Source organism: Vibrio sp. DW001 (genome assembly GCF_029016285.1).
GTDB lineage: Bacteria > Pseudomonadota > Gammaproteobacteria > Enterobacterales > Vibrionaceae > Vibrio.
This window is the reverse complement of record NZ_CP091975.1, coordinates 2,235,416-2,257,955: the sequence shown is the minus strand read 5'-3', so window position 1 is coordinate 2,257,955 and position 22,540 is coordinate 2,235,416. Positions and strand designations below refer to the sequence as shown.

Annotated in this window: 22 protein-coding genes; 11 read left to right on the top strand and 11 right to left on the bottom strand. The window is 39.6% G+C overall.

All coding sequences use genetic code 11. From position 1 onward, the window contains the following. Nucleotides 1–92 precede the first annotated feature (92 nt). Nucleotides 93–638, top strand: a complete 546-nt coding sequence (locus L3V77_RS10255) for a hypothetical protein (RefSeq protein WP_275134063.1) — start codon at nucleotides 93–95, stop codon at nucleotides 636–638. After that, nucleotides 635–1,798, top strand: coding sequence for a DNA sulfur modification protein DndB (locus L3V77_RS10250; protein ID WP_275134062.1), 1,164 nt, complete (start codon nucleotides 635–637; stop codon nucleotides 1,796–1,798). Before L3V77_RS10255 ends, L3V77_RS10250 begins: the two co-directional genes overlap by 4 nt. Before the next feature lie 282 nt (nucleotides 1,799–2,080). Here L3V77_RS10250 and dndE read toward each other — a convergent pair whose 3' ends face one another. From dndE to L3V77_RS10220, 6 genes are all read right to left on the bottom strand, one after another. Next, entirely contained in the window at nucleotides 2,081–2,428 is a 348-nt protein-coding gene (gene dndE / locus L3V77_RS10245; RefSeq protein WP_275134061.1) for a DNA sulfur modification protein DndE, read from the bottom strand. Next, on the bottom strand, nucleotides 2,428–4,446 hold the full coding sequence (dndD, locus tag L3V77_RS10240) for a DNA sulfur modification protein DndD (RefSeq protein WP_275134060.1): 2,019 nt from the start codon (nucleotides 4,444–4,446) through the stop codon (nucleotides 2,428–2,430). The genes dndE and dndD overlap by 1 nt, the downstream gene beginning before the upstream one ends. 7 nt (nucleotides 4,447–4,453) lie before the next feature. Further along, the gene (locus L3V77_RS10235) at nucleotides 4,454–6,259 is read right to left on the bottom strand and encodes a DNA phosphorothioation system sulfurtransferase DndC (RefSeq protein ID WP_275134059.1); all 1,806 of its coding nucleotides are present in this window, start codon (nucleotides 6,257–6,259) and stop codon (nucleotides 4,454–4,456) included. After that, nucleotides 6,256–7,335 carry a DNA sulfur modification protein DndB gene (dndB, locus tag L3V77_RS10230; protein ID WP_275134058.1) on the bottom strand — a complete coding sequence of 360 codons (1,080 nt, stop codon included), beginning with the start codon at nucleotides 7,333–7,335 and terminating at the stop codon, nucleotides 6,256–6,258. Before dndB ends, L3V77_RS10235 begins: the two co-directional genes overlap by 4 nt. Nucleotides 7,336–7,538: 203 nt before the next feature. Then, the gene (locus L3V77_RS10225; protein WP_275134057.1) at nucleotides 7,539–9,560 is read right to left on the bottom strand and encodes a DNA phosphorothioation-associated putative methyltransferase; all 2,022 of its coding nucleotides are present in this window, start codon (nucleotides 9,558–9,560) and stop codon (nucleotides 7,539–7,541) included. 30 nt (nucleotides 9,561–9,590) lie between these two features. Further along, complete coding sequence (locus L3V77_RS10220) at nucleotides 9,591–10,127, bottom strand: hypothetical protein (protein ID WP_275134056.1); 537 nt, start codon at nucleotides 10,125–10,127, stop codon at nucleotides 9,591–9,593. Between the two features lie 243 nt (nucleotides 10,128–10,370). Between L3V77_RS10220 and L3V77_RS10215 the strand changes: the two genes are divergently transcribed. From L3V77_RS10215 to L3V77_RS10200, 4 genes are read left to right on the top strand one after another with little or no spacing between them, the layout of a single operon-like run. Beyond that, nucleotides 10,371–11,048 carry a TetR/AcrR family transcriptional regulator gene (locus L3V77_RS10215; RefSeq protein ID WP_275134055.1) on the top strand — a complete coding sequence of 226 codons (678 nt, stop codon included), beginning with the start codon at nucleotides 10,371–10,373 and terminating at the stop codon, nucleotides 11,046–11,048. Further along, nucleotides 11,045–11,890 carry an ABC transporter ATP-binding protein gene (locus L3V77_RS10210; protein WP_275134054.1) on the top strand — a complete coding sequence of 282 codons (846 nt, stop codon included), beginning with the start codon at nucleotides 11,045–11,047 and terminating at the stop codon, nucleotides 11,888–11,890. The genes L3V77_RS10215 and L3V77_RS10210 overlap by 4 nt, the downstream gene beginning before the upstream one ends. 1 nt (nucleotide 11,891) lies before the next feature. Beyond that, complete coding sequence (locus L3V77_RS10205; RefSeq protein WP_275134053.1) at nucleotides 11,892–12,590, top strand: hypothetical protein; 699 nt, start codon at nucleotides 11,892–11,894, stop codon at nucleotides 12,588–12,590. Continuing rightward, a complete protein-coding gene (locus L3V77_RS10200) occupies nucleotides 12,587–13,297 on the top strand; it encodes a hypothetical protein (RefSeq protein WP_275134052.1) in 711 nt (236 codons plus the stop codon). The genes L3V77_RS10205 and L3V77_RS10200 overlap by 4 nt, the downstream gene beginning before the upstream one ends. A gap of 416 nt (nucleotides 13,298–13,713) precedes the next feature. On the opposite strand, the gene L3V77_RS10195 is transcribed toward L3V77_RS10200, so the two are convergent. Together L3V77_RS10195 and L3V77_RS10190 are read right to left on the bottom strand one after the other, a co-directional pair. Next, nucleotides 13,714–14,133, bottom strand: a complete 420-nt coding sequence (locus tag L3V77_RS10195) for a DUF1772 domain-containing protein (RefSeq protein ID WP_275134051.1) — start codon at nucleotides 14,131–14,133, stop codon at nucleotides 13,714–13,716. A gap of 82 nt (nucleotides 14,134–14,215) precedes the next feature. Continuing rightward, on the bottom strand, nucleotides 14,216–14,707 hold the full coding sequence (locus L3V77_RS10190) for a MarR family transcriptional regulator (RefSeq protein WP_275134050.1): 492 nt from the start codon (nucleotides 14,705–14,707) through the stop codon (nucleotides 14,216–14,218). Nucleotides 14,708–14,832: 125 nt separating this feature from the next. Between L3V77_RS10190 and L3V77_RS10185 the strand changes: the two genes are divergently transcribed. From L3V77_RS10185 to L3V77_RS10175, 3 genes are all read left to right on the top strand, one after another. Continuing rightward, the gene (locus L3V77_RS10185; RefSeq protein ID WP_275134049.1) at nucleotides 14,833–15,828 is read left to right on the top strand and encodes a DMT family transporter; all 996 of its coding nucleotides are present in this window, start codon (nucleotides 14,833–14,835) and stop codon (nucleotides 15,826–15,828) included. Next, a complete protein-coding gene (locus L3V77_RS10180; protein WP_275134048.1) occupies nucleotides 15,825–16,418 on the top strand; it encodes an NAD(P)H-dependent oxidoreductase in 594 nt (197 codons plus the stop codon). The genes L3V77_RS10185 and L3V77_RS10180 overlap by 4 nt, the downstream gene beginning before the upstream one ends. 156 nt (nucleotides 16,419–16,574) lie before the next feature. After that, complete coding sequence (locus L3V77_RS10175; RefSeq protein WP_275134047.1) at nucleotides 16,575–16,913, top strand: DUF805 domain-containing protein; 339 nt, start codon at nucleotides 16,575–16,577, stop codon at nucleotides 16,911–16,913. 115 nt (nucleotides 16,914–17,028) lie between these two features. Here the strand turns inward: L3V77_RS10175 and L3V77_RS10170 are convergent, their stop codons facing one another. Next, complete coding sequence (locus tag L3V77_RS10170) at nucleotides 17,029–17,913, bottom strand: LysR family transcriptional regulator (RefSeq protein ID WP_275134046.1); 885 nt, start codon at nucleotides 17,911–17,913, stop codon at nucleotides 17,029–17,031. A 313-nt stretch (nucleotides 17,914–18,226) separates the two neighbouring features. On the opposite strand from L3V77_RS10170, the gene L3V77_RS10165 reads away from it, so the two are divergent. Both L3V77_RS10165 and L3V77_RS10160 read left to right on the top strand, forming a co-directional pair. Next, nucleotides 18,227–18,751: a phosphoribosyltransferase family protein gene (locus L3V77_RS10165; RefSeq protein ID WP_275134045.1), complete on the top strand. Its 525-nt coding sequence runs from the start codon at nucleotides 18,227–18,229 to the stop codon at nucleotides 18,749–18,751. A gap of 214 nt (nucleotides 18,752–18,965) precedes the next feature. Beyond that, the gene (locus L3V77_RS10160; RefSeq protein WP_275134044.1) at nucleotides 18,966–19,355 is read left to right on the top strand and encodes a VOC family protein; all 390 of its coding nucleotides are present in this window, start codon (nucleotides 18,966–18,968) and stop codon (nucleotides 19,353–19,355) included. A gap of 138 nt (nucleotides 19,356–19,493) precedes the next feature. Here the strand turns inward: L3V77_RS10160 and L3V77_RS10155 are convergent, their stop codons facing one another. Both L3V77_RS10155 and L3V77_RS10150 read right to left on the bottom strand, forming a co-directional pair. After that, nucleotides 19,494–20,864 (bottom strand): L-serine ammonia-lyase, encoded by a 1,371-nt coding sequence (locus L3V77_RS10155; protein WP_275134043.1) that lies wholly within the window; start codon nucleotides 20,862–20,864, stop codon nucleotides 19,494–19,496. Nucleotides 20,865–20,876: 12 nt separating this feature from the next. Further along, the gene (locus tag L3V77_RS10150) at nucleotides 20,877–22,433 is read right to left on the bottom strand and encodes a sodium/solute symporter (RefSeq protein ID WP_275134042.1); all 1,557 of its coding nucleotides are present in this window, start codon (nucleotides 22,431–22,433) and stop codon (nucleotides 20,877–20,879) included. Between the last annotated feature and the right edge of the window lie 107 nt (nucleotides 22,434–22,540).

The window sequence follows — 22,540 nt, the reverse complement described above, 5'->3', positions numbered from 1 at the left end:
GTTAAATGTAGGGGTTAAATAGTATGAAATTTGTAGCTAGAAATCTCATGGAATTGAAGATGCTAAATTTTAGATTAGAACGGTTTTAATATATGGCTGAAGATATATTAAGTGGTGAAATATTAGAAGAGATAGAACGAGAAGATGAAAAGTTAAGAGTATTGGGCTATATCTCTAAATTTCAACGAACATTTGTACTTTGTCCTTTATTTTTAGGGAAGGTGGATGATCTACCTGATTTGGAATGGAACACTGTGGACTACGATTCTGGTTTATTTGAATTGCCGGATGAGCAAGGGGTATATGCTTTTTCAATAACAGCTAAAAACAGCATGAACTTACCTAATAACTCTTATATTCTTTATATTGGTAAGGCTGGGGATTTAGATAGCGATAATACGATTAGAAAAAGATATCGGAACTATGTAACCGATTCAGGCTTGAAGGATCGTCACAAAATAAGAGCTATGGTGAAACTATTTGGTGGGCACCTTAAATATCACTATTCAATTACTCCGGATGGTATATCAACAGGAATTGTTGAAAAACAATTAACTAAAGTATTTATCCCACCATTTAATGTTGCAGATTTTGACACTGACCTTAAAGGTCTACTAAAAGGAGTTGGTATTTTATGACATCCAAAAAGCTATTAATGCCTTGCCTCAGAGGATGTTTTGGTAGTTGGGATACTTATACGTGTCTTATGCCATTGATTGAAATAAAGAAGAGAGTTAAATTTGCTGATGAACTACATAATAGTAAGAAACTAACACAATTAATTCAGCGAAAACTTGAAGAAGAAAGAGGCACGGAAATCTCAGAATACCTTTGTAATAATAAGGACCGATTCTTTAATTCTCTAGTGTTGGGGGTTTATGGTGGTGAACCTCAATGGCATGATATTGGAAATATAACCCCAAATACTGTTGAGGCTGAAAACTTTTATATCCCAAATTATACCAAGGAAAGTTTGGGTTTTATGTCCATTAAAGATGGCCTGACTATGTTTGCAATTGATGGTCAACACCGTTTATCCGGCATAAAAAAGGCTTTAGATAAAACAGATGACCTGAACAAGGAGCAATTACCTGTAATTATTGTCGCGCATCATAAAAGTGATGAGGGTATTAAACGGACTCGGAGGTTATTCACGACATTGAATAAAAGGGCCAGAATTGTTAAGAAAGAAGATATTATTGCTTTAGACGAAGATGATCTTGCCGCCTGTATTACTCGTGAAATAGTTGAAAAAAGTAACTATTTTAATGAAGAGAAAGTTTCATTTAAGTCTGGTAATTTGAACGACTCAAGCAGCATAACGACTCTGGTTAATATTTTTGATTGTGTACAAAAAATAATTGCGTACAAGTTAAATTGTAATATTTCAGAAATTGATCAACAGAAAATTGAAGTATCCCAAGAAAAAAATATTACTAATTTCGTTCATTCATTTTATGAATTAACATTTAAATTTATACCGGAGCTAACAAAAACTCTTGATGATATAAGCGCTGTTAGCGCAGTTCTTAAGTATAGAAAATCAAAAGATACTGCTGGTCACTTGTTATATAGACCACTTGGTTGGGAGATATATACTGATTTGATATTAATGCGCTTGGATGAAAATCGTAAAGAATTAGAAGGCTCAATAAAGGAAGTGAGTAGTAAAGACTTGATGCTTGATGGAGCTATATGTAATGAGATAGTTTGGGTTAATGGGAAAATGCAAACTAAGAGCCGTATAACAAAACCTAAGTTGAAGGATTTGTATCAGCTAATTTTCATACAAAGTTAATGCGATGAAAAAGTCAGTTCATAAAATAGTAAGCTTTAGTTGCTCAGACCTGATCTGACAGCTGCCCATTTTTGATACGGCGGCTGTCAGTTTATATCTGAGCTATTTCTCTTTTTTATATAGCACTGGATCGGTTAGCTTTAAGGTGAACTCGGCTACCAACTGGGTATTACTAAACTACCTTCTAACTTTTTTCTGCTTCTTGAGCCTTGGTTTTGAGATCTAGATAAAAATTGCTTCATCAAATGAAATTGAAACAATGGAAGATAAGCCATTGTTCGGTTATAACTTTTTAGCAAGCGCTTCTATGGACTTATGATTCCTTAGTGAGGCAATTCCATCCTCAACATGGGCAGCCCAAGCTTGTTGGTATTGCTTAGTATCAAATTCTGGATAGTACATTTTCAATACTAGCTCAGTTATATCGCTAGTCTCACCAAGCCAAGTAAACTTATCCAGTACTAATGAACCATCAAGTTTTGCATCCTGGTCGCTATACCTAAAATCACTTTCAATAGAGCGGAAGAAGGCGATACGTGCAGAGACATTTGGCGTGATACCCGTGTAGCCTTTTAGTTTCTTCAGCTGTTCCTCTGTTGTACGCGACAAACTCATTCGGTTCGGTAACATTACACAGACTCCTTAGTTAGCTCTTTCCAAAAGTAACCTTCTACTAGTTTCGATGACTTGGTTGTGCCGTCGAAACGAATTTCATATTTACGTGCAATGTCATCTTGAATCAAATTAGTATAATTTTTATCGATTTCAGTATCTGTAGATAAAATAACGACTTGGTGACTTGCTGTAGGGAAGTAGTTTTCTACAAGCTTATCTCTATGGTGTGAATCCAATCTACCCAATGGAGTATCGATGATAATAGGTAATTTTCGACCAGATGTTTTACCTAATGCTTCAAGAATAGAAATAGCATAAATTTGTTTTTCACCTGCGGACATAGATTTACGGTTGATCTTAATGCCATGCTCGTCGATTAATTCAACATCAAATGTTGTTGGGTTTATCGATGCTGAAAGCTGAATGTCTTTTTTACGAGCTAGTTTCTTATATGACGCAACAAATTCGCGTTCAAGTTGCTTAACGCGTGCTTTTGTAAGTTGCTCACCAAATTTTTCAAGAAGTAACATGGAGTTTTGAGCGTTGGCCGTGCCACTATCTTTGTTTGACTGATCTTTATTTTTATCATGTAATTTTTGAATTTGTCTTGTTTTCTCAAGAGCTAATCTCAACTCTCTTTTGGCTTCTTCTAATAAGTCGTGATATTTGATAATCAGTTTTTCTTTCTTTTTATCAAGGTCACGTATATTAGTAAATAGCTCTTGAACTTGTTCTTCTTCAGGCGCTCGTGCAATGTTATTAGAGGCGTTGTCAATTTCTTCTTCAACCTGTTCCAAGCGTGTTCTAGTTTTGTCAAAGCGATGAAAAGCGTGTGATGATTGCTGATTTATTTGGTATTCCACAGTAGCGGCTTCACGATCAGAAATATCAAATAGACGCGTTTGTTCAGAAAAATCACCTAAATGTTCTGTTAAGCTATCAGTAATGGCATCCATTGCAGCAGGAGCGGAGCTACTCAGGTTAAATGCAAGCTTATCTTTTAGAATTTCCAGGAATGAGTCTAATTCCTGTCCAAAGTTTTGCTTTTGTTTAATCTTCTGTTCTTGTTCTATGTTACTCAGTAACAAAGACATTGTTTTAGGAGCAAGTGCAAATGGTAAACTTGCTTCCATTTCCATTCGGATCTGCTTCTCAAGCTCTATCTTTTCTTTAAGAAGCTCATCAACTTTCAGTGTTTCGGTTTTTCTGCTTTTTGCCCAAGCTCCGCCATTTTGAGACAGCTTATTCTCTAAAGTTAGGATATCGCTTGTGATGATACGTATATTTTCGACTACCCGATCAACTTCTCCACGCAATCCTTCTGCATTTCGTTCGTGTTCAATGCGCTTAACATCGAAGGAGTCCATCTCTTCTCTAATAGATTGAGTGAGTGTGACAGAGCCTTGTTTTTTGAGGTATATACTTAGATCGCTTTTCAGCTTACCTATTACATCTAACCCAAGTAGGCGACGTACGGCAGTTTTTAATACACTGCCGGATTCATCTTCAGCAAGGTCAGCTATTTTCTCACCATCGAAGAAGAAAAGGTCGGCAATACCTGTTGGGATTAATTCGTTTAAAAAACCTTGGCATTGATCGTAACTAAGCTCTGGAATCTGAATGCCATCTTTTTCAAGAGTTAGGCTATCTTTTTTATCTTTTTTCCAAACTCGTACAACTTTGTAGGTGTTCTCTTCACCGTTTTGGCTGTATTTGAATTCAAGTGCAATTGAGGCATTATCTTGTACGCCACCATGGCCAACACCCTTATGAATAAGTTCACCCAAGGCGTTAATATAGTCAGCGTTAGAGAGTGGTTGCCCAAATGATTGGCGGCCAAATAGTGCGAGGCGAACCGCCGTTAGAATCGAAGTTTTTCCTGCACCGTTTAACCCACCAAATAGAATGATTGGTCGTTCAGTGCCTTCAATCGGGCCCGTCTTGGCCAGTCTTGCTGGTGCAGGTCGTAAATCAATTTCATGAAAACCACGAAAAACTCTGAAATTGTTTAAGGTTAATTTAGTAATCAGCATGGCTTAGTTAAAACTCTTTTAGTAGCTGTTTATCAATATCAGCCAATTGTTGGTTGTATCGTTCGATTTCATGTTGGTGAATATCAAACTCTGCTTTGCTTTGAAGTGCAGCATTCTTTTGCTTGATCTCCTCAAGGCTTCCCCAATCTTGCTTGAGTAGCGATGCAATTTTGTTACTGATACCGTTACGCCTGCTTAAGCCTTCCATTGACATTTCAAGTTCAATTAGCTTCATAATTAGCTCTGGAGCGACATCAAAATTTTCACTCAATTCATTAATTAATTGAGCATCGTTTTTACCAAAACTAGCATTATCATCGTATACCCAATCTAAATCATATCCATATACATCACGAAAGATGGTCGGAAGAGAATCGTCCCAATCCGGCTCGTTTGGATCGTGAATCCACTCTTGCCTAATGGCATGTAATTCAGGAGTAGTAATCAGTTCGATCTCACGACCTTCTGACTTATATTTTTTATTGAGTTCTAATAATTCACGAAGCCATTGTCTCCGATACTTCAACCAATATGGACCAGGGATAAATCGAATTAAATGCCATGCTAACTCTGTGGGGTTAGGGTGAGCTGATGTGCTTTTTACTAGTTGAAATGAGTAGTGCTCGACTAATTCACCATTGCTAAGTAGCTTAACCTGAGTTTCATCTTTTGATATCTCTAAAGATTGCCCTTCCTCTAAGGTGATATGATTTTTAATATCATTAAGAGTTTTTAACTTATCACCTTTATAGGAAGCCTGATTGGTTACTTTTCCGGTGCGGCGCTTGAAGTTTCGGTACTCATCTTTATTCGTAGGATCTGTTGTTATGGCTAAGTCATTACGAAACTTCAGGAGTGGTGCCATCCATTCTTCACCATTTTGGATTAAGCTTTCCATTGCACGGTCTTTTGTTACTACGGTACAAGTCCAGCATCCAAAACGAGAATTACCACAGGAGGGCGTAGTTTCATCGATAACCATGGGACATTCGCCTTGGCCAGATGAATCTTTGTACAAATTCCACAATATAAGGTTTTTGCCACCCCATGGGTTTTCCCATTCAAGATCGTAACGGTTACTCCAAATATTTGTTGTGCCGCGGGGTGTTTCTTTTGTTTCTAAATGACAAAGTCGTAATATTTTCCATACATCGTTTACTGCCCATGTATCAATAGGTGTGTAAATAAACGCATTAGAAAGTGTAGTGTGCCGAGCTAAACGAGAACCATCTATTTTATGTTTGGCGATGACTTGTGCACGAGATGCACTCTCTTCACTTCGAGATCCCAATACAACAATAACCTCATCAAACTGAGATACTTTAGTTTTAATAAAGTCACTAACCGGATTGATTTTCATCCGTTCCGTGCACCAACGAAAAGAGCGAGTTGGTGCAGGGTAGCCCTTTCCTAATAAGCTAGACCAAAATGTTTGATCTGCTTCAGGTACAACTTTATGGCAACTGATAGGAAGTTGATTTCGTTTAGCGCCTTTTTCGATAGCCGCGAGTGAATTGTTGATGTGATTCACAACGACAGGTGTTTCGACTAACGTGTCAGAAGATACAACAAAGATAGGCTTGTGACGGTCTTTGGATTCCAGACCTAGTAGTGCCATATATATAAGAGACATCACTGCTGAGGAGTCTTTACCGCCGCTGTAGCCTATAACCCAAGGCCTTTTATCTGCACGATAAACTCGTTGAACATCGGCAATATAATGGCTTAATTTATTGTTAGCAAAAGTCTCTAGATTAATGAAATCTTGATATTCTTCGTCAAGATCTACCGCTAATTTTAATTTGTTTATCATGATAACTGTTTCTCTAGCGCAATCTCATCCGGGGTCAAAGGTAACCCAAGTTCAATTTTTAATACGTTAGTAGTCAACTGAATATTTATTGTCGATTTACTCAGCTTCCCGTGATTCATACTACGTTTTATCCATTCTGGATTGGTTTTTCTCCAGTCGATGTTGGATAGTAGAGCCAACTTATTTTTCCATTCAGATGGCTCTTCGCATAATAGGTGTTTACCCAGTAGCCCTAGAGCATGGAGCCCAACGCCATGAGCATGGATATATTCTTGTCTTAATTGAGCAGGATAGACTTCTTTGTCTATGACCATCTGCCAATCTTTTATGTGTTTGGTCACTTCTTGCCAATATTCGGCCGCAAGATTTCTTTCGTCTTCACTAAACCCATCTTTTGGGCCTTTACTCAATAAGGCACGAGTTGCCTGCTTAATGCTGCTGAGAGTGAAAAGTTTGGCCGATTTAGGACTTATACTCGATTTTTCCATTTCTGTATGGCCAATAAATGGTTTGATTTCATCCGCTAAATATCGAGCCAGCGCGGAGCTTTCGTCTCGGTGGTCATAGCGAGTACTAAGCGAAGGACTGGGTTTTACTGCGTATTTATTTAGATCAGCAAACATTTGTTGACTACGTGTTAGACCTTCATCAATAAAAAATAGAACGGGAATATTATCTTGGCCTAGATCTGGGTTTTCTCTTAATGCTTCTTCTATGGCTTTTCTGCGATGTTGTCCGTCATTAATGAGGATTTGAGCATCCATCGGAATTTTCAAGGTGCCTAAGTTTGGGGCATCGTTATGGCCGTCAAAAGAGATCTCAATACCAACAGAAGCAGTCAAAGCTGAAAAAACGTACTCATTTGGGTTATCTAAAAGGTACTTCACCATTTCAGGAATTCGAGTCTTGTTCAGCGTCCGCTGAGCGCGAAGTTCTGGTGGCACATCATCCTCATTATAACTAAATATTTTTGGGATAATTCTTAGTGGACAAGTAGCAATATAGAAAGGTCTACCTGCTTGCATGCCTCTCACTGCTGGAAAGGAGTAACAATATCCTGAGTCTTGATTTGTCATATTTCACCTTATGGTTTGTTATTTACGAGACTTAATTAAGGTTGGTACGTCAAATAATGACAAACTAAGCTCTCATTTTTGTATGAGAAAATTACGTTATTAACAAACCTTAGTTCAGGTATGCCAAATTTGAGCAGGCATTTTACCTATATAGTGGGTATTAATCTATATGAAATATGATAAATGCAGGAGATATAGTTGCGTTATTTACCAATAATCTGGTAATTGTGAATTTTCTTTTTCTTTATATCTAGTTGGTCAAAAAATAGTTGATGTGGTTGCTGTATTTCCTCACTAAAACTGTATGTTAAAAGTTTCGACAATCGCATATCAAAACTCAATTGCTTCTTATAATTAATGCCAGTCTCAGGCATATATAAGTGCTTGTTTAGTAAAGGAGGTCTGTATTTTTCATCCACGTAATCAAAAAAATCAATGTCTTGATCGGCCATTTTAATTTTTATCCTTTCAACTAAGAAAGGTACAGATTTTTCAAAGTCGTCGTAGACAGTAAGTGTCAGTTTGCCTGACGTCGTATGGATTTTTATTAAATCTATGTTGTCATCAAGATCGCCATACATCTGTAAACCTGCGGCAACATACGTGCGAAGCAGCAGTGGAAGGTCATCAATATAGTTTTTTTGTAATAACAATGAATGACCAGTATTTAATAAACTTGCAGGTAAACTTTTGTGTGCTTTTTCGCATTGAGCTTGAACCAATGCGTTATCTGAGATTGCAAACAGTAGTTCGGCAGCTAAATTCATCGCTGTTTTGTAATCAGAAAACAGTGCTTTAATATCTCTTTTAAATGCATCTGATTGGCTAGTGTATGGCTTGCGCCTCTCGAATAATCCCATTGCTAAGTAGAGTAATAGATCTTCTTGGCGTGATTTTTTTGCTTGTTCAAACTCACTGTTATCAAATAGTTCTTGTAAGAGTCCGAACGTTTTTTTATGAGAGCCTATGAGCTCTCGAACCTTTTCTGACTGGTCAAACTCATCGTTCGCTGGGATTCTACCTAGCTTGAGGCAAGTTCTCCAAAAATCGTCAAATAGGGTTTGGTTTTGCGTAATGATAAGCTTAGCTTTATCTTTTGATTCAATTGGAGTGGGAGAGGTGAGGTGCTCCCATTTATGATGGCGTTTATATTTATTCTGTAGGTACAATTGCTCTTCAATTTTATCTTTAAAAATGTAAAAAATACCGGGTGCTACAGCAATGACATCTTCTTGGATTGTTCTTTCTATATAGGTTTTAATCTCTGATTGAGCGTAGTATTTTTGGAAGGTATTTCGAGAAGTAATCACGCCATCTTTATAAGCCCTAAACTGCGCTATGTGATTTTCGTTTGCCAACATAACTGATACAACAAGAAGCTTTCCTGCTAATTCAAAAGCCCCCAACAACGCTTCGAGCCTTTCATCTTGGTCTTCAATAACGTTAAGCACAAAACCGAGATTAACAATATCAGATCTGACTCTATCATTATCAGGTTGAAAATTAGGATCCCATCCAATGGCATCGAGCCCATGTGCTTCTAATTCTCTCAGGTCGTCACCGCGACCACACCCGTAATCGAATATCGAATATGAACCCTCTAAGTAACCATATTTAATTAGGCTTTTCATCGGAGCAGAAAGTTCATGACGAACAATTGCGGTTTTATGCCTATCAATACCAGTCTCCTCGTCATTAGTTTGAACAGCAGAGCTTCGAAATAATCGGCCATCTACAAGTTCATACCCGTGACGAGCAATAAGGTTTTCCCAAGAACGCTTAAAACCAATCAATCGACTATTTTGATAAAGACCTGCGTTTTCACCCTCTTGTGTTAGTGATATAAAATGTTCGTAGTGGTCATTATCGGATAAAATCATCGTTTCTTTGCGGTGTAGTATAGGGGGGTTATCAGTGCTCTCATAGCTTGTGATTTTGTGTGTAAGTTTAGTAAGGTTAACGTTCAAGCTTTGTTTTAAAGCAGGGTAAGAGTCTGTATAGAAATCTGGGTAGTGTAAAAGAGAGATGCGAAAATCTTTTTTGAAAAGCTTAACCAGATTCCAATCCTCATTTTTTAGGTTAACAGCGTTGGCTACAGCAGGGACAAACTTTGCTAGGACGATAGGCAAACTAGAAAATGCATCTCTATGTAGATAAATGGCGTCTGGTAGATGCTTACCGGTTGCGATTTTTGAAACCAATTGAGAGAAAGTTTTCGCGTCCATTGCGTGCCTACAAATAAAGTTATTACCGGATTATAAATTATCGAATAGTGTATGCGCTGCCATTTCAATCGCGCTTTTTCGATTTACGCGAAGCCCGTCACTACGTGCGGTTCTGATTAACGCGTATTGAGCGTTTTCGGGACCAATGCTTATGTGTACTGGCCGATCTTTTCCATAAAAATAGAGCCTGTCATATGGCAAATGCTTTACGAGGTATTTAGCAATCTGATCCATTTTATTTTCGTAGCCGACAACATAAAAATCGCATGAAGCGCCATCTCTCTTACAGATTCTATTTCCTTTGTTATTGAGTGCCATTGCCGCATGTTGATCAATGTTGGGGGACATATCCCCTGGGCTATTTTTCTTAATGTACTTTAGTAATGGTTGACTGGTATAACCATATGTAATCTTTACAGTTCCAAATTTGGTTTCAATAGGCTCTAAAATATCAGAGCAGAGAGTCTTGATATGTATTATAGATTCACTATTAGCTTCATTTGTATCTCTGTATTCTGGATGTCGTTGCTGATGCCAGTTTAAGATACTTTGTAGAATAGAATTCACGTACATATACCTAACGATACATATTAAGAATTCGATTATAGCAGGAAAAAGCGACACGATTACTCAACGAATTAGTTTGAACAACGGAAAATACTCAAACCTTACGACAACACCCAATTCTTAAGTATCATTCATTTTCTACCCGTCTCTACCGTTCCACATTCATTCACCAACAAAATATGACTTGCCAGTCATATTGTTGCGTGATAGTTTATGACTATGCAGTCACAAATGGATAATCTAGTGCCAAAGAAGACGTTTTTGAACCTAAATGAAGCCAAGAAAAAGCAAATAACCGATGCCTTTTTAAGAGAGTTTGCGACCAAACCTTTTGATGAAGCTTCTCTAACCGTTGTGGTAAAACAGCTAGGTATCGCGAAGGGCAGTATTTACCAATATTTTGAAACAAAACTGGATCTGTTTCTTTATCTTATTGGAGAATGCGGTGCCACCAAAATAAAATATGTAGGGTCCATATCGCGAACCGATTACCCCGACTTTTGGCATTATTTCCGCGCGCTATATGAGCATGGGGTTCAATTCGATAATGAAAATCCTCTGCAAAGTCATTTTCTGTTTAATCTCATCAGCAACCTTAATTCGCCGTCAATTAAAGACCTGTACGAAGACATGGTTAAACAAACCATATCCGCCTTTGAAGGGATGGTTGAACATGAAATAGAGCGGGGACTTTTCCGTGATGATATACCGGTTAAAACCATGGCGTTCATGTTGTATAAAATGGGTACCAGCATTCAAGAGAATATGATATTTGCAGAGGTCATTAACCCGAAGAAAAGCATCCAAGAAAATACCCCTGTGTATAAAGGTAAAAAAGACGAGTTGATGATAATGGTGGATGATTATATCCGATTAACAAAGCCATCATTTGATAAGTCTACACTGAGAATAAACGAATGATACAGATAGAAGATTTGGTATTTCAATACCCAAAAAATGATACCCCAACGTTGAAAGGGTTGAGCTTTACTATTGCGAAAGGCGAAGTGTTTGGGTTTTTAGGCCCATCAGGCGCAGGCAAAAGTACCGCGCAAAAACTGTTGTATAAAACCTATCGAAAATACAAAGGCATGGCAAAGGTAGACGGAAAAAACCTGTCCGATTGGGATAATACCTACTTTGAGAAAATAGGTGTTGGTTTTGAATTACCCAACCATTATCTAAAACTGACAGGAAAAGAAAACCTGAACCTGTTTTCTTCTTTTTATGAAAAGAAACCAACCAAAAGTATAGAAGATCTTTTTGAAATGGTGGACATGGCAGACGCAATTAACCAGCCCGTTGAAGCCTATTCTAAAGGGATGAAAATGCGCCTGAATTTTATAAGGGCCATACAGCATAACCCAGACATACTGTTTTTTGATGAGCCAACTTCTGGGCTTGATCCTGTTAATGCACACAGGATAAAACAGCATATTTTAGCGTTAAAGGCGGAAGGGAAAACCATCTTTGTAACGACCCACAGTATGGAAACCGCAGACCAAATCTGTGACCGTGTTTCCTTTATTGTTGATGGCAAACTACAGGTAACGGATACGCCTAAAAACCTTAAAAAGCAGTACGGACGCGAAGCGGTAATCGTTGAATTATACAATGGTCATTCCGTCGAGTTTCCATTGAAGAACTTGGGCGAAAATCAAGAATTTTCGGCCTTTATCAAGGAAGATGAAATCAAACGAATTCACACGCAAGAAGCCACGCTAGAAGAGGTTTTCATTCGTATAACAGGTAAGTCGCTTTGATATGAAAAAATGTATAGTGCAATTAAAATGGCAATTTTTGCTGCTCCAAAAAAACAGTATTATTGGCATCAGTGTCGCGGTGACGCTTATCTATGGTGTGCTTTTGTACCTTTTAAAAGAGATGGGCAGTGTAGACATGTTGCTTGTGTTTTTGGTGTTAAATGATCCTGCTGTCATTGGGTATTTTTTTGTGGCATTGGCGATCTACACAGAGATTAAGCATCAAATATTGCCGGCAATATTTATCACACCTTTAAATATGCATACCTACCTTTTGTCCAAAACTATCGCAATATCAACGATCGGACTTGTCTGTTCTTTGGGCTTAGCGATAACCGTAAAAGGTGTAGATTTTGATATGCTGCCCTTTATTATCGGCACGATGGGGATATGCGTACTCTCTACTTTGTTAGGCATTTTTATGCTTACATTCGCAAATGAATTTATCAAGTTTGGAATGCTATCAATCCCTGTTTTTCTAACCTTCATTAATGTCCCACTCTTACAATATTTGGGTGTTGTCGATATGGGTTTTATTAAATATCTATTTCCTATTCAAGGGAGTTTGGACTTAATAGACACCGCCATCAGTGGGACAGATATTAACGATTGGGGCGCTTATATTTCGGTTCTTGTGATGGTGCCGTTGTTTTATTGGTTGGCATTTAAACAGTTCAGTAAAAAGGTGGTGTATCAATGAATAAAATACTAAAACTCTCAATCACCGACTTCAAAATTATTTTTCGGGATAAATCTTTGAGAGGGATGTTGTTGTTACCGGTATTCCTATTTATTTTGATCGTGTGGGGGGTACCTGCTTTAGTCGAAAAATACGATTTCTTAGTGACCTATTTGAGCCTGTTTTTAATTATTGCCGTCATCGAGAATACACAGGCGTTTTCCTTTATCAGCACGATGGTTTTGATAGACGAAAAAGAGAATGATGTGGCTAAGGTTTATGGTGTCGTACCACTCTCTAAGTTTGAATATATTGTGTCTCGGTTTCTTATTCCTTATCTATTTACGCTGCTCTTGAATGTGATCTTATTTATGGTGCAGCCTTTCTTTGACATTGATTTCACTGACAACGTATTAATATCTCTGCTTGCCGCGTTAGTAGTACCCGTGTACGCGTTGTCGATTAATTCAATTGCTCAAAATCGAATGCAGGGAATGATTTACATCAAAGCCTTCAATATGTTGGTTCTATTGCCTGTTTGTGCTTTTTTTGTGCCTGAAAAACTTAAGCATCTTTTCGGTATCTTTCCTACGCATTGGATTTTTCAAAGTGTAGAGAATGCCACGCAAGGGCTGCCTATCGGGTTCATGATAACCATTGGATTTGTCATTTCTACGGGTATGCTCGTCTTTGCATCAAGAAGCTTTATTAAAAATCACTTTGTTTAAATGTTAGGTGAATACCAGTAAATAGAAGCACTAACCCTAAAAGGGAGGAAGGGCGATTTCGCCTTTAATCTGACTATCGATAATACGAGTGAGTACTGACGCCTTGAAGGGGATGCGTTGTTTAATACCTAACGCGCATCCCAACGTTCAGTTCTCAACGAACAATGGTTAATGATCAGCTGTTCGGTTTTCAAAAAGCCGACCCAAAAACTACAATTGGTGTTGTGCGGATGACGAAAAGTGTCCAAATAATATACGGTGCCAATGTCATTACCATTGCCTCCGGAATTAAAGAAGCATTAGGCATTGACTCTTAATAAGTCTTTGGCGATATCGATACTGAGCAAGATAGCGTACTAATAAACCTTCCTGTGGCTAAGCGCGACAGGAAGGTTTTTTTGATTAGCTTAAAAATCCTAAACCATAATGATGGCAACCGTTGCAGAGACAAAACTGACGAATGCAATCCACGTTCTAATGGTATGCATAGACGCCCATTTTTCTAGTATAGGTTTTGCAACCGCTACATCGGTTGTCTGTGAGAATGTTTTATTGGCACTGCGGAAAAAGAACAGATAAAAGCCTAATAATAATAATGCACTTACCGCACTAATGAGCCACGCAGATCCAACGAACCTGTTTGGGGTCGATACAAAAACACATGCAAGGATAGGAAAAACGGTTCCCATCACGGTTAATGGCGCAAAGTAGCGGTAGAGGCTCGGTGCCATTGTATGGTGAAGTTTCAAAAATTCTTCTGTCAGCATTTGTCGCCAATAAGGTACCAGTATGCGAGCTTCGGTTAATAATCCACCCGCTAAAAGGCCCGTAGTCACAACCGTTACTAATTCTAATATGATAGTGATGCTCCTAAAAAGGACAGGTTTGGTAACAGAGTTAGGTCAATAAAAGTTGAAGTCATCCTTGGTCTTCTTGACTAGGCAGTAATATTTTTTTTAATAATCCAGCGAGCTGTTTTTGCTCCTCGCTATCAAGAACATCAATCATCCCTTCCATATTAGCGACATGCGCTTCCAAAGCGATATCAAGTTCGGTCACGCCCTGAGCCGTCAGTTTTACTTTGCAACTTCGACGATCTTTTTCACTGGCTATTCTTTCTATCAAGCCACGTTGAACCAGTATTTCAATACGGGTGCTCATGGCTCCGGACGATATCATCAATGTTTGATAAAGCTCGGTCGGGGTCAGTGGTATCTGGTTGCGACGCAGCGTCGCAAGAATATCAAATTCGATACTCGTCATTTTTTTCTGCTCGAAAACGTCGTCCAACTGTTTCTTCCAACGCCTATTTACTCGACGTAAACGGCCAACAATCCCCATTGAAGAGCAATCTAAATCCGGTTTAGCGTCGCGCCATTGTTGCAAAATATGGTCAACTTGATCCTGCATAAATAACTCCTAAGAAAATAACTTTTAAAAAAGATACTTGATCAAAAGAAAAATATCCATTACTTTATAAAAAGTATCTTTTACAAAAGACACTTTTTATAAAGATTATCTAACGAGGAAAGAGTATGAAAGGGATTCAATTGTTAGGGACGATGGCGCTTACGGCTATTGCGCCCATCATTTGGGGAAGTACCTATATTGTGACTACCGAGTTGCTGCCTGAGAACAGTCCGCTTGTCGCGTCAACATTAAGAGCCTTACCCGCGGGTTTGATGTTAGTGCTGCTAACCCGAATGTTACCTACAGGACAATGGTGGGGGCGACTCATCGTTCTTGGTTTTCTTAATATCGGCTTTTTCTTTTACTGTTTATTCTTTGCGGCTACTTACCTGCCGGGCGGAATGGCGGCTTTAGTGATGTCTGTCCAACCAATCTTAGTCATGGCATTGAGTTATGTTTTGCTTAATAACACATTAAGCCTTAAGCAAGCTTTAGCGAGCCTAGTCGCCATCGTTAGTGTCGCTCTATTGGTTCTTAATAATCAAGCGGAGCTAAGCACGAGTGGAATAGTGATGGGACTTTTAGGCACAGTTAGTATGGCCTCTGGCGTGGTGATGACGAAACGCTGGGGCAGGCCTTACGGAATGTCGCTACTAAATTTCACTGGATGGCAGTTGCTGTTCGGTGGGCTGATGTTGCTACCTATGGCTATCTGGTTGGAAGGGTTACCGAACGAACTTAGTTTGAATAATCTACTCGGTTATGGCTATTTAAGTGTGATAGGGGCGATGCTGGCCTATTCGTTATGGTTTTACGGAATAGACAAGCTGCCCACTATTACGGTCTCTTTTCTCGGCTTTTTAAGCAGCGTTTCAGCGGTCATTCTTGGTTACATTGTTCTGGACCAGTCATTAACATTGTTACAGTTGCTCGGTGCTGTCGGCATTTTAATCTCAATTTGGTTAGCGGCTCCAAGGGCCGCTATCAATCATCCTATTACTAACAATCATCCTATTACTAACAATCATCCTATTACTAACAATCACCCTATTACTATCAATAGACCAATTACGATCAACCAAACCACGACAATAAATAACGCTCAAAAGGAATCATCATGAAACTGACCATCATTGCGGGGAGCCAACGCGCTCAATCACAAAGTCTTAACGTGGCAAACTATTTAAGTAACGTTGCTCAATCTCATTTCGACCAGATCAAGGTGTTTGATCTGCATGAACAGAACCTGCCATTTTGGAATGAAGGTGTGTGGGGCGGCACTGATGAATGGGCACCGTGGCGCGAAATGGCGAAGGAACTTGAATCGTCAGACGCATTTGTTTTCATCACACCAGAGTGGCATGGCATGGCGACACCGGCATTGAAAAACTTTCTCTTATTAACCACAGACAATGAACTGGCCCATAAACCTGCACTTGCAGTCAGTGTTTCCGCAAGCGTCAATGGGGTCTACCCGATCAGTGAACTGAGAATGACCGCGAGCAAAAACAATCACGTTTGCTTACTTCCGGACCATTTGATTTTTCGTGACATCGAAACATTATTGGATAAGGAACTTAACTGTAAAAATGAGCACATAGCCGAACGAAGCCAATACACCATCGGTTTGCTTGCGGCGTATGCTAAAGCTCTACAGCCGGTTCATAAATCGATGCTTGATGCTGGCAAACCATTTCGTTATGGAATGTGATTAATTGAGCCTTGTAACCCTATCAACTGGCTGTAATTGATTGAAATACTAGCTGGTATAATTTTTGAGATGTGCTATTGATTATAGAGATTAAATAGAACAGGATTGCAACGGTAGTCGTCGCTTCAATAATTATAAGTTGGTTAGGAGAATAGAATGAACTGGTATCTGTCGGTCTTAAAAAATTATGCTGTTTTTGAGGGAAGAGCGAGACGCAAAGAATATTGGATGTTTTTTTTAGTCAATATACTCATTAGCATCGCATTTCAAATGGTAGATGGCGTGCTAGGTACGGTATTCCTAGGGCTAATTTATAGTTTAGCCGTATTTGTCCCTTCCTTGGCTGTAGGGGTAAGAAGACTACATGATGTGGATAAATCAGGTTGGTGGTTATTGTTGGTGCTCATTCCGGTTGTTGGTGTGCTAGTACTGATATATTTCGCGGCCACCGAAGGAACTCAAGGCTCGAATCAATACGGGTCTAGTCCGAAGTAATAAAAATGGCCACTATCATCCAATAGTGGCCATTTTTGCTTGTGTGGTTTAAAGGCTAACGGTCGTCTTTCTGCATGAGTTTGTCACTTTAAATCGCTGATTTTTCATATCCAATCTAAGCTACGTGTTGTTGTCGCTCTAATGCCTTGATAATGTTTTCCTTAATTAATAAAGCCCACTTCTTGGCGACATACGAAGGTTGGTAGACCAAATAGAAAGGCGTTTCGTTCAGGTTCTCTTTGAATATGTATAGGTCTTGGTAGTTGGTTTGGTCAACGAAATATTCTGGCAGAATGCCAACACCCGTATCGGCAATGATCGCTTGATAGATGGCAAAACTGTTGTTGATTACCTGCATATTCTTATGTTTATGAAAACGTCTATCGTGTTGAAGAAAGAGCTTTTCCCAGGTGTTACTTTTTTCCGAATTTCTCACTATCAAACGGTGGTGTTCGTTGATTTGGTCAAATTGTGAAAGTTGGTTTTCTGATGCGTACCGCTTACTACACAACAATAGATTTTTCGATTCCATCAGAGGTAAATACTCCAAACCGCTTTCGTCAGTATTAATTCTGATGGCGAAGTCGAATCTACTCTTCTTAAAGTCTACCACGTTGTCGGTAAGGTCTAGGTTGATGATCAGTCTATCCATTTCAAGTTGAGAAAGCGTGGGCGTAAGCAGCTTCACACCTAAATCTACAGGTGCCGTCATCTCTAACTTGGTTCGATTTTTGTTCAGCTTAGTGTCTGAGACCACTTGATTAAAATTGCGCTCTAGAACAACGTATTCTTGAAAGAGTTTATTACCCTTAGAGGTCAGTTCCACCTTGCTTCCCTGACCTCGAATGAAGAGCTTAAATCCGAGTTTTTCCTCTAAGCATTTGATCTGATAGCTTATAGACGATTGAGACACGGCTAATTCAATCGCAGCATTGGAAAAACTAAGGTGCTTCGCGACGGCAGAAAAATAGGGCAGATGGTTAGCGAGATGTCTAAGCATTGGAAAATTCGATATATAAATAGAATTAATCTATTTTATTTATATGACCCGAATAAGGCAATATATAATCTATCGAAAGTCAATCTAGCCCGAAAAATTGGGTACAGCGGTCGCATTTGTTGCGACATTCGCTTACGGAGGTATGTAATGCGGGCCCGTAATTATTGGTTTAATCGCTCATCAAACGTCATTAAAAGGCGCCCTTTATCTGTTGGTGTCTCTTCCTATTTATACGCTGTTAATGTCTCATTTATTGAAGAGTAATGATGTACACGAATCAAAACATGAAATAAGAATAGGGTAGGGATAAACAATGAATAATGCACACGTAGGCGAGATGGTTCTAGATACCATTCAGATTAAAAACGGCGTTACTCAGGTAGCACAAAGGCTTAATAAAAAGTTCGAGGGGCAATGCGCGGTTGTTATCACCGTTGTTCCGGGTGGAATACTTTTTACGGCAGATCTGGTGAGAGAATTAACCTTTGATATCCGTATGGACTACATCTCTTGTCCCCATACCTCCGGGGATAGAAATAACGATTCTGAGATCGTGTTCCACCAAAACATTGAACTGAAAGGAAGAAACGTCATTCTTGTCGACGACGCGATCGAGTCCGGAGGAACAATGAAGCGATTAGCGCAGTACCTCAATGACCAGTTTGAGTTGAAGTCACTGTTGATCGCGACTCTGTTTGTCAAACCCGGTCGAGTGAATATTCCGGTAGAACAATATTATGCCGATGAGATGCAGAATGATGACCTATTGGTTGGGTACGGCTTACCTTGGAAAGACAGACAAAGGAACCTTCCATATGTGTCAAAACTCGTTAAGTAAACAAGCGTCTAATCATTTGTGTTCGCCTAAGAGACCACCGTTATGACGAACGTAGTAAAAATAAATCATACCAAGCCCTCTGATTATGCGCAGCCTGAAAATAAGCATAACACTTTACAAAGCAGGGTAAAAAATAGGATCGAACTTGAAGCCCATTTATATATGTCGTCGCTGTTGACGCTTTTTCAATGGGAAGATGAGAAGGATAATGAAAATGAAGATTGATCACGTAGCCATTTGGTGCCTTGATTTGGAAAAAATGCGGTATTTTTATGAGTACTTTTTTGACACCAAGTGCGATGAGAAATACGAGGACAACAATGTTGGGTTTGCCTCTTATTTTCTGACGCTTCCAGATGGTATCCGCATTGAACTAATGGCAATGGACTCGGTAGAACTTCCAATATCAGATGTGTATACGCAGTTTATCGGGTTGGCCCATTTGGCTTTTTCATTAGGCTCCGAAAAACAGGTCGACGACCTAACAGAGAAACTGGTGTCAGACGGATATGAGTTATTAGATGACCCCTGCAGAACGGCCAACGGCTACTACGTAAGCGTCGTATTGGATCCAGAAGGTAATCGGTTGGAATTAATGGTGTAATTACAACCGTGTCTATTACTTGATTCCTCTTTCTATCCGTAATAGGACGGCCCCATTTTGAGCAGGAAAGAGAAAAAGAACGGGTGCTTAACGCGACAGTAGATATTGGTTATACGCATAAAATAAACATGGTATTACTTATTCACAGGGTGGGCCAAAATGAATGACAGCCAATCCACCGAGGGACGTCTCGCGATATTTCTTGTTCATGTCCTTGCCCGTTCGATACATGGTATCAATCACTTTATCTAATGATATTAAGCATTTACTTGTTCGTTTGAGTGCCATTCTTGAGGCGTTGATTGCCTTTATCGCTCCCATAGCGTTGCGTTCAATACAGGGCACCTGAACCAATCCACCGATCGGGTCACATGTCATACCAAGTGAGTGTTCCATGGCAATCTCTGCTGCGATACAGATTTGTTCATTGCTCCCGCCACGCAAAGCGGTTAAACCTGCAGCGGCCATCGATGATGAAACGCCGATCTCTCCTTGGCATCCTACCTCTGCGCCTGATATTGATGCATTCATTTTATAGAGTATGCCTATCGCACCAGACACGGCAAAAAAGTCTCGCAGCTGTTTTGTATTTAATGGGTTAATAAATCGGTCGTAATACATTAGTACCGATGGAATAACACCAGAAGCACCATTGGTTGGCGAGGTTACCACCTGACCACCCGATGCATTCTCTTCGCTAGCGGCAAAAGCATAAACGTTTATCCAATCGAGCATTTCCATTGGGTCACTAGTCAGTGCATGATTGGACTCCAATGTTTTTAGCAGCGCAGGTGCTCTGCGTGTAACGTTTAATCCGCCGTCTAAAATGCCTTCGGTATTGAGTCCTTTTGTTACGCACTGAAGCATCACTCGCCAAATGTTGTCTGTAAGTTGATCGATTTCATTCTCGGTACGAAAGGTGCGTTCATTGCGCATAACCAAACCGCCTAAACACAAGCCTGCGTCGTCCGCTTTTTTAAGAAGCTGTTCGGCTGATTGAAAAGGGAACTCAACGGAATTACCTTGGCTCAAGGAGTCATTATTAAGCTCATCTTCTGTCGCAATAAACCCGCCGCCAATCGAATAATATACTTCGTTGTCTATCTGCTTTCCGTTTGTGTCAAAGGCCGATATAGCTAACGCATTTTCATGTAGCGGGAGGTTATCACTACGAAAGACAATATCAGTGTCCACATCAAATAATATAAGATGAGTACCCGAAAGACAGAGCGTTTTAGACTGTGTGTGTTGCTTGAGTAACGCGTTTGCCGTTGCAATATCAATACTATCTGGTTTATTGCCCATAAGGCCAAGGATTACGGCTCTGTCGGTATGGTGTCCTTTCCCTGTCAATGATAGTGAGCCGTATAGGTCTACTTGAATTCGATGGATACGGTTGAGTTTTGGCTTCATTTTACAACCAAACGAATAGCCCGCGATCATTGGACCATTAGTATGAGAGCTAGAAGGGCCAACGCCAATTTTATAGATGTCGAAGATAGATAACATAGAATCACTTATTTAAGATAACGCGGCTAACAGCCAATCAGGGATGTAAAAGCAAGTACTGATAGTGATAGCCGCGAAGATTAGCAGCATAAACTGACTCTTCGTTGGCTTCTGGTATAGGCTTTTTTGTGTTTCAATAAACGCCATTTGCTCTGGAGTATTGGTTCCCCAGTAGCGACTGGTGAGTAACCCAGAAATCAGAAAGATTGCGGTTCCAATTGGAGCATACCAAGGCCACGATATGTCGCCTGTTCGGCAAATCGCAATGGCAATAATACTGAGAACGCTACCGACGATAACGCCTTTTTCGTTTGCTTTAGCAAAACCAAGTCCCAACACAAATGATCCCAAACGAATGCCAACAAACACAGAAGTAAGGCTAGCTATCGTTTTGAGTACCGATTCATTCGATATAGCGAAGAGAGCAGGAATAACGACGACGGCGGCAGTGACGAGGCCTAGTATTCTTGCTGTTTTTTCATAATGATCAACGTGCGCATTCTTTCGTACAAAACGCTTATATATGTCGAAGGTTGCGACAGTCGCGATGGAATTATAGGTTGAATCGAGCGTCGACATGGCGGCGGCGGCAAGCGCTGACATGATTAATCCAATAACAATTGGGTTGGTATGATTAAACACGAAATCCAAAATGATATTGTTGCTGTTCTCAAATGGTTTTCCTTGATAGTAAAGATATAGAAGCACACCGATTATGCTAAAAAATAGGTAGATGAAAAACGCGCCATAGCCACAAAGAAGCATGGATTTCTGTGCATTTTTTACGTCTTTGGTTGCCAATGTTCTTTGAATAATCAGTTGGTTGGTGCCGTAGACACTAAGGTGTAAAAAAGCGACCGCAACGACACCCGACCAGAGGCTGGTATCAACACCTAGATCAAAGTCTAAGTTAATAATATTGGCTTTCTCAGTGATAGCGGAAACTTGTTGTACCGTCGTTCCGTCTTGTAAGTTGAGCAGAAGAATAACAAAAATGGATATGCAGCCAATTAAAAGGACCGCAGATTGCAGCATGTCGGTCCAAATAACAGTAGAAATCCCGCCAGAATACGTATAAACGGCAGTAAACAGCGTGATATAGATGATGGCTTCTTGTACGGATATGGGGAGGATTTGAACCAGAATTAATGAAACAGCATATAAGATGACACCAGCAGAAATACATTGCACCAAGATAAACACAAGTGAATTTATCGTTCGCGCAATGATACCGAACCTATGCTCTAGGTATTCGTAGATCGAGGTTAGTCCCAATTTATAGAAAACTGGAATAAAAAACACAACGGCAAAAAAGATAACGATGGGATAATTCAAATGTATAGCGAACGCTTGCATGCCGCTAGTATAAACCCAACCTGGTTGGCCAAGAAAAGTCATCGTACTGATATAGGTCGCCAATATGGACACGCCAGCTGTAAACCATCCAAACTGACGATTCCCTGTGGAAAAATCGCCTTTGGTTGCACTACGTCGGTTAACTAAGTAACTGATCATTAGTGTTGAAATGGCATAAAGAGCCATAATCGCAAAGCTTGAGTACGTAACCATTTTTGTATTTAACCTATCACCATTACGAATATATTAAGTATCATGTTCCTTGTTATTCCTATCATTATAGAAATTACGATGAATTACCAGTCATCATCTAGCGTTTT

Bases quoted from the DNA above. Each gene is read 5' to 3' on its own strand.
- L3V77_RS10255 (WP_275134063.1), top strand. From the start codon at position 93: ATGGCTGAAGATATATTAAGTGGTGAAATATTAGAAGAGATAGAACGA.
- L3V77_RS10165 (WP_275134045.1), top strand. From the start codon at position 18,227: ATGAATAATGCACACGTAGGCGAGATGGTTCTAGATACCATTCAGATT.
- L3V77_RS10235 (WP_275134059.1), bottom strand. From the start codon at position 6,259: ATGATAAACAAATTAAAATTAGCGGTAGATCTTGACGAAGAATATCAA.
- L3V77_RS10250 (WP_275134062.1), top strand. From the start codon at position 635: ATGACATCCAAAAAGCTATTAATGCCTTGCCTCAGAGGATGTTTTGGT.
- L3V77_RS10185 (WP_275134049.1), top strand. From the start codon at position 14,833: ATGAAAGGGATTCAATTGTTAGGGACGATGGCGCTTACGGCTATTGCG.
- L3V77_RS10200 (WP_275134052.1), top strand. From the start codon at position 12,587: ATGAATAAAATACTAAAACTCTCAATCACCGACTTCAAAATTATTTTT.
- L3V77_RS10175 (WP_275134047.1), top strand. From the start codon at position 16,575: ATGAACTGGTATCTGTCGGTCTTAAAAAATTATGCTGTTTTTGAGGGA.
- L3V77_RS10205 (WP_275134053.1), top strand. From the start codon at position 11,892: ATGAAAAAATGTATAGTGCAATTAAAATGGCAATTTTTGCTGCTCCAA.
- L3V77_RS10190 (WP_275134050.1), bottom strand. From the start codon at position 14,707: ATGCAGGATCAAGTTGACCATATTTTGCAACAATGGCGCGACGCTAAA.
- dndE (WP_275134061.1), bottom strand. From the start codon at position 2,428: ATGTTACCGAACCGAATGAGTTTGTCGCGTACAACAGAGGAACAGCTG.
- dndB (WP_275134058.1), bottom strand. From the start codon at position 7,335: ATGACAAATCAAGACTCAGGATATTGTTACTCCTTTCCAGCAGTGAGA.
- dndD (WP_275134060.1), bottom strand. From the start codon at position 4,446: ATGCTGATTACTAAATTAACCTTAAACAATTTCAGAGTTTTTCGTGGT.
- L3V77_RS10210 (WP_275134054.1), top strand. From the start codon at position 11,045: ATGATACAGATAGAAGATTTGGTATTTCAATACCCAAAAAATGATACC.
- L3V77_RS10160 (WP_275134044.1), top strand. From the start codon at position 18,966: ATGAAGATTGATCACGTAGCCATTTGGTGCCTTGATTTGGAAAAAATG.
- L3V77_RS10150 (WP_275134042.1), bottom strand. From the start codon at position 22,433: ATGGTTACGTACTCAAGCTTTGCGATTATGGCTCTTTATGCCATTTCA.
- L3V77_RS10170 (WP_275134046.1), bottom strand. From the start codon at position 17,913: ATGCTTAGACATCTCGCTAACCATCTGCCCTATTTTTCTGCCGTCGCG.
- L3V77_RS10180 (WP_275134048.1), top strand. From the start codon at position 15,825: ATGAAACTGACCATCATTGCGGGGAGCCAACGCGCTCAATCACAAAGT.
- L3V77_RS10155 (WP_275134043.1), bottom strand. From the start codon at position 20,864: ATGTTATCTATCTTCGACATCTATAAAATTGGCGTTGGCCCTTCTAGC.
- L3V77_RS10225 (WP_275134057.1), bottom strand. From the start codon at position 9,560: ATGGACGCGAAAACTTTCTCTCAATTGGTTTCAAAAATCGCAACCGGT.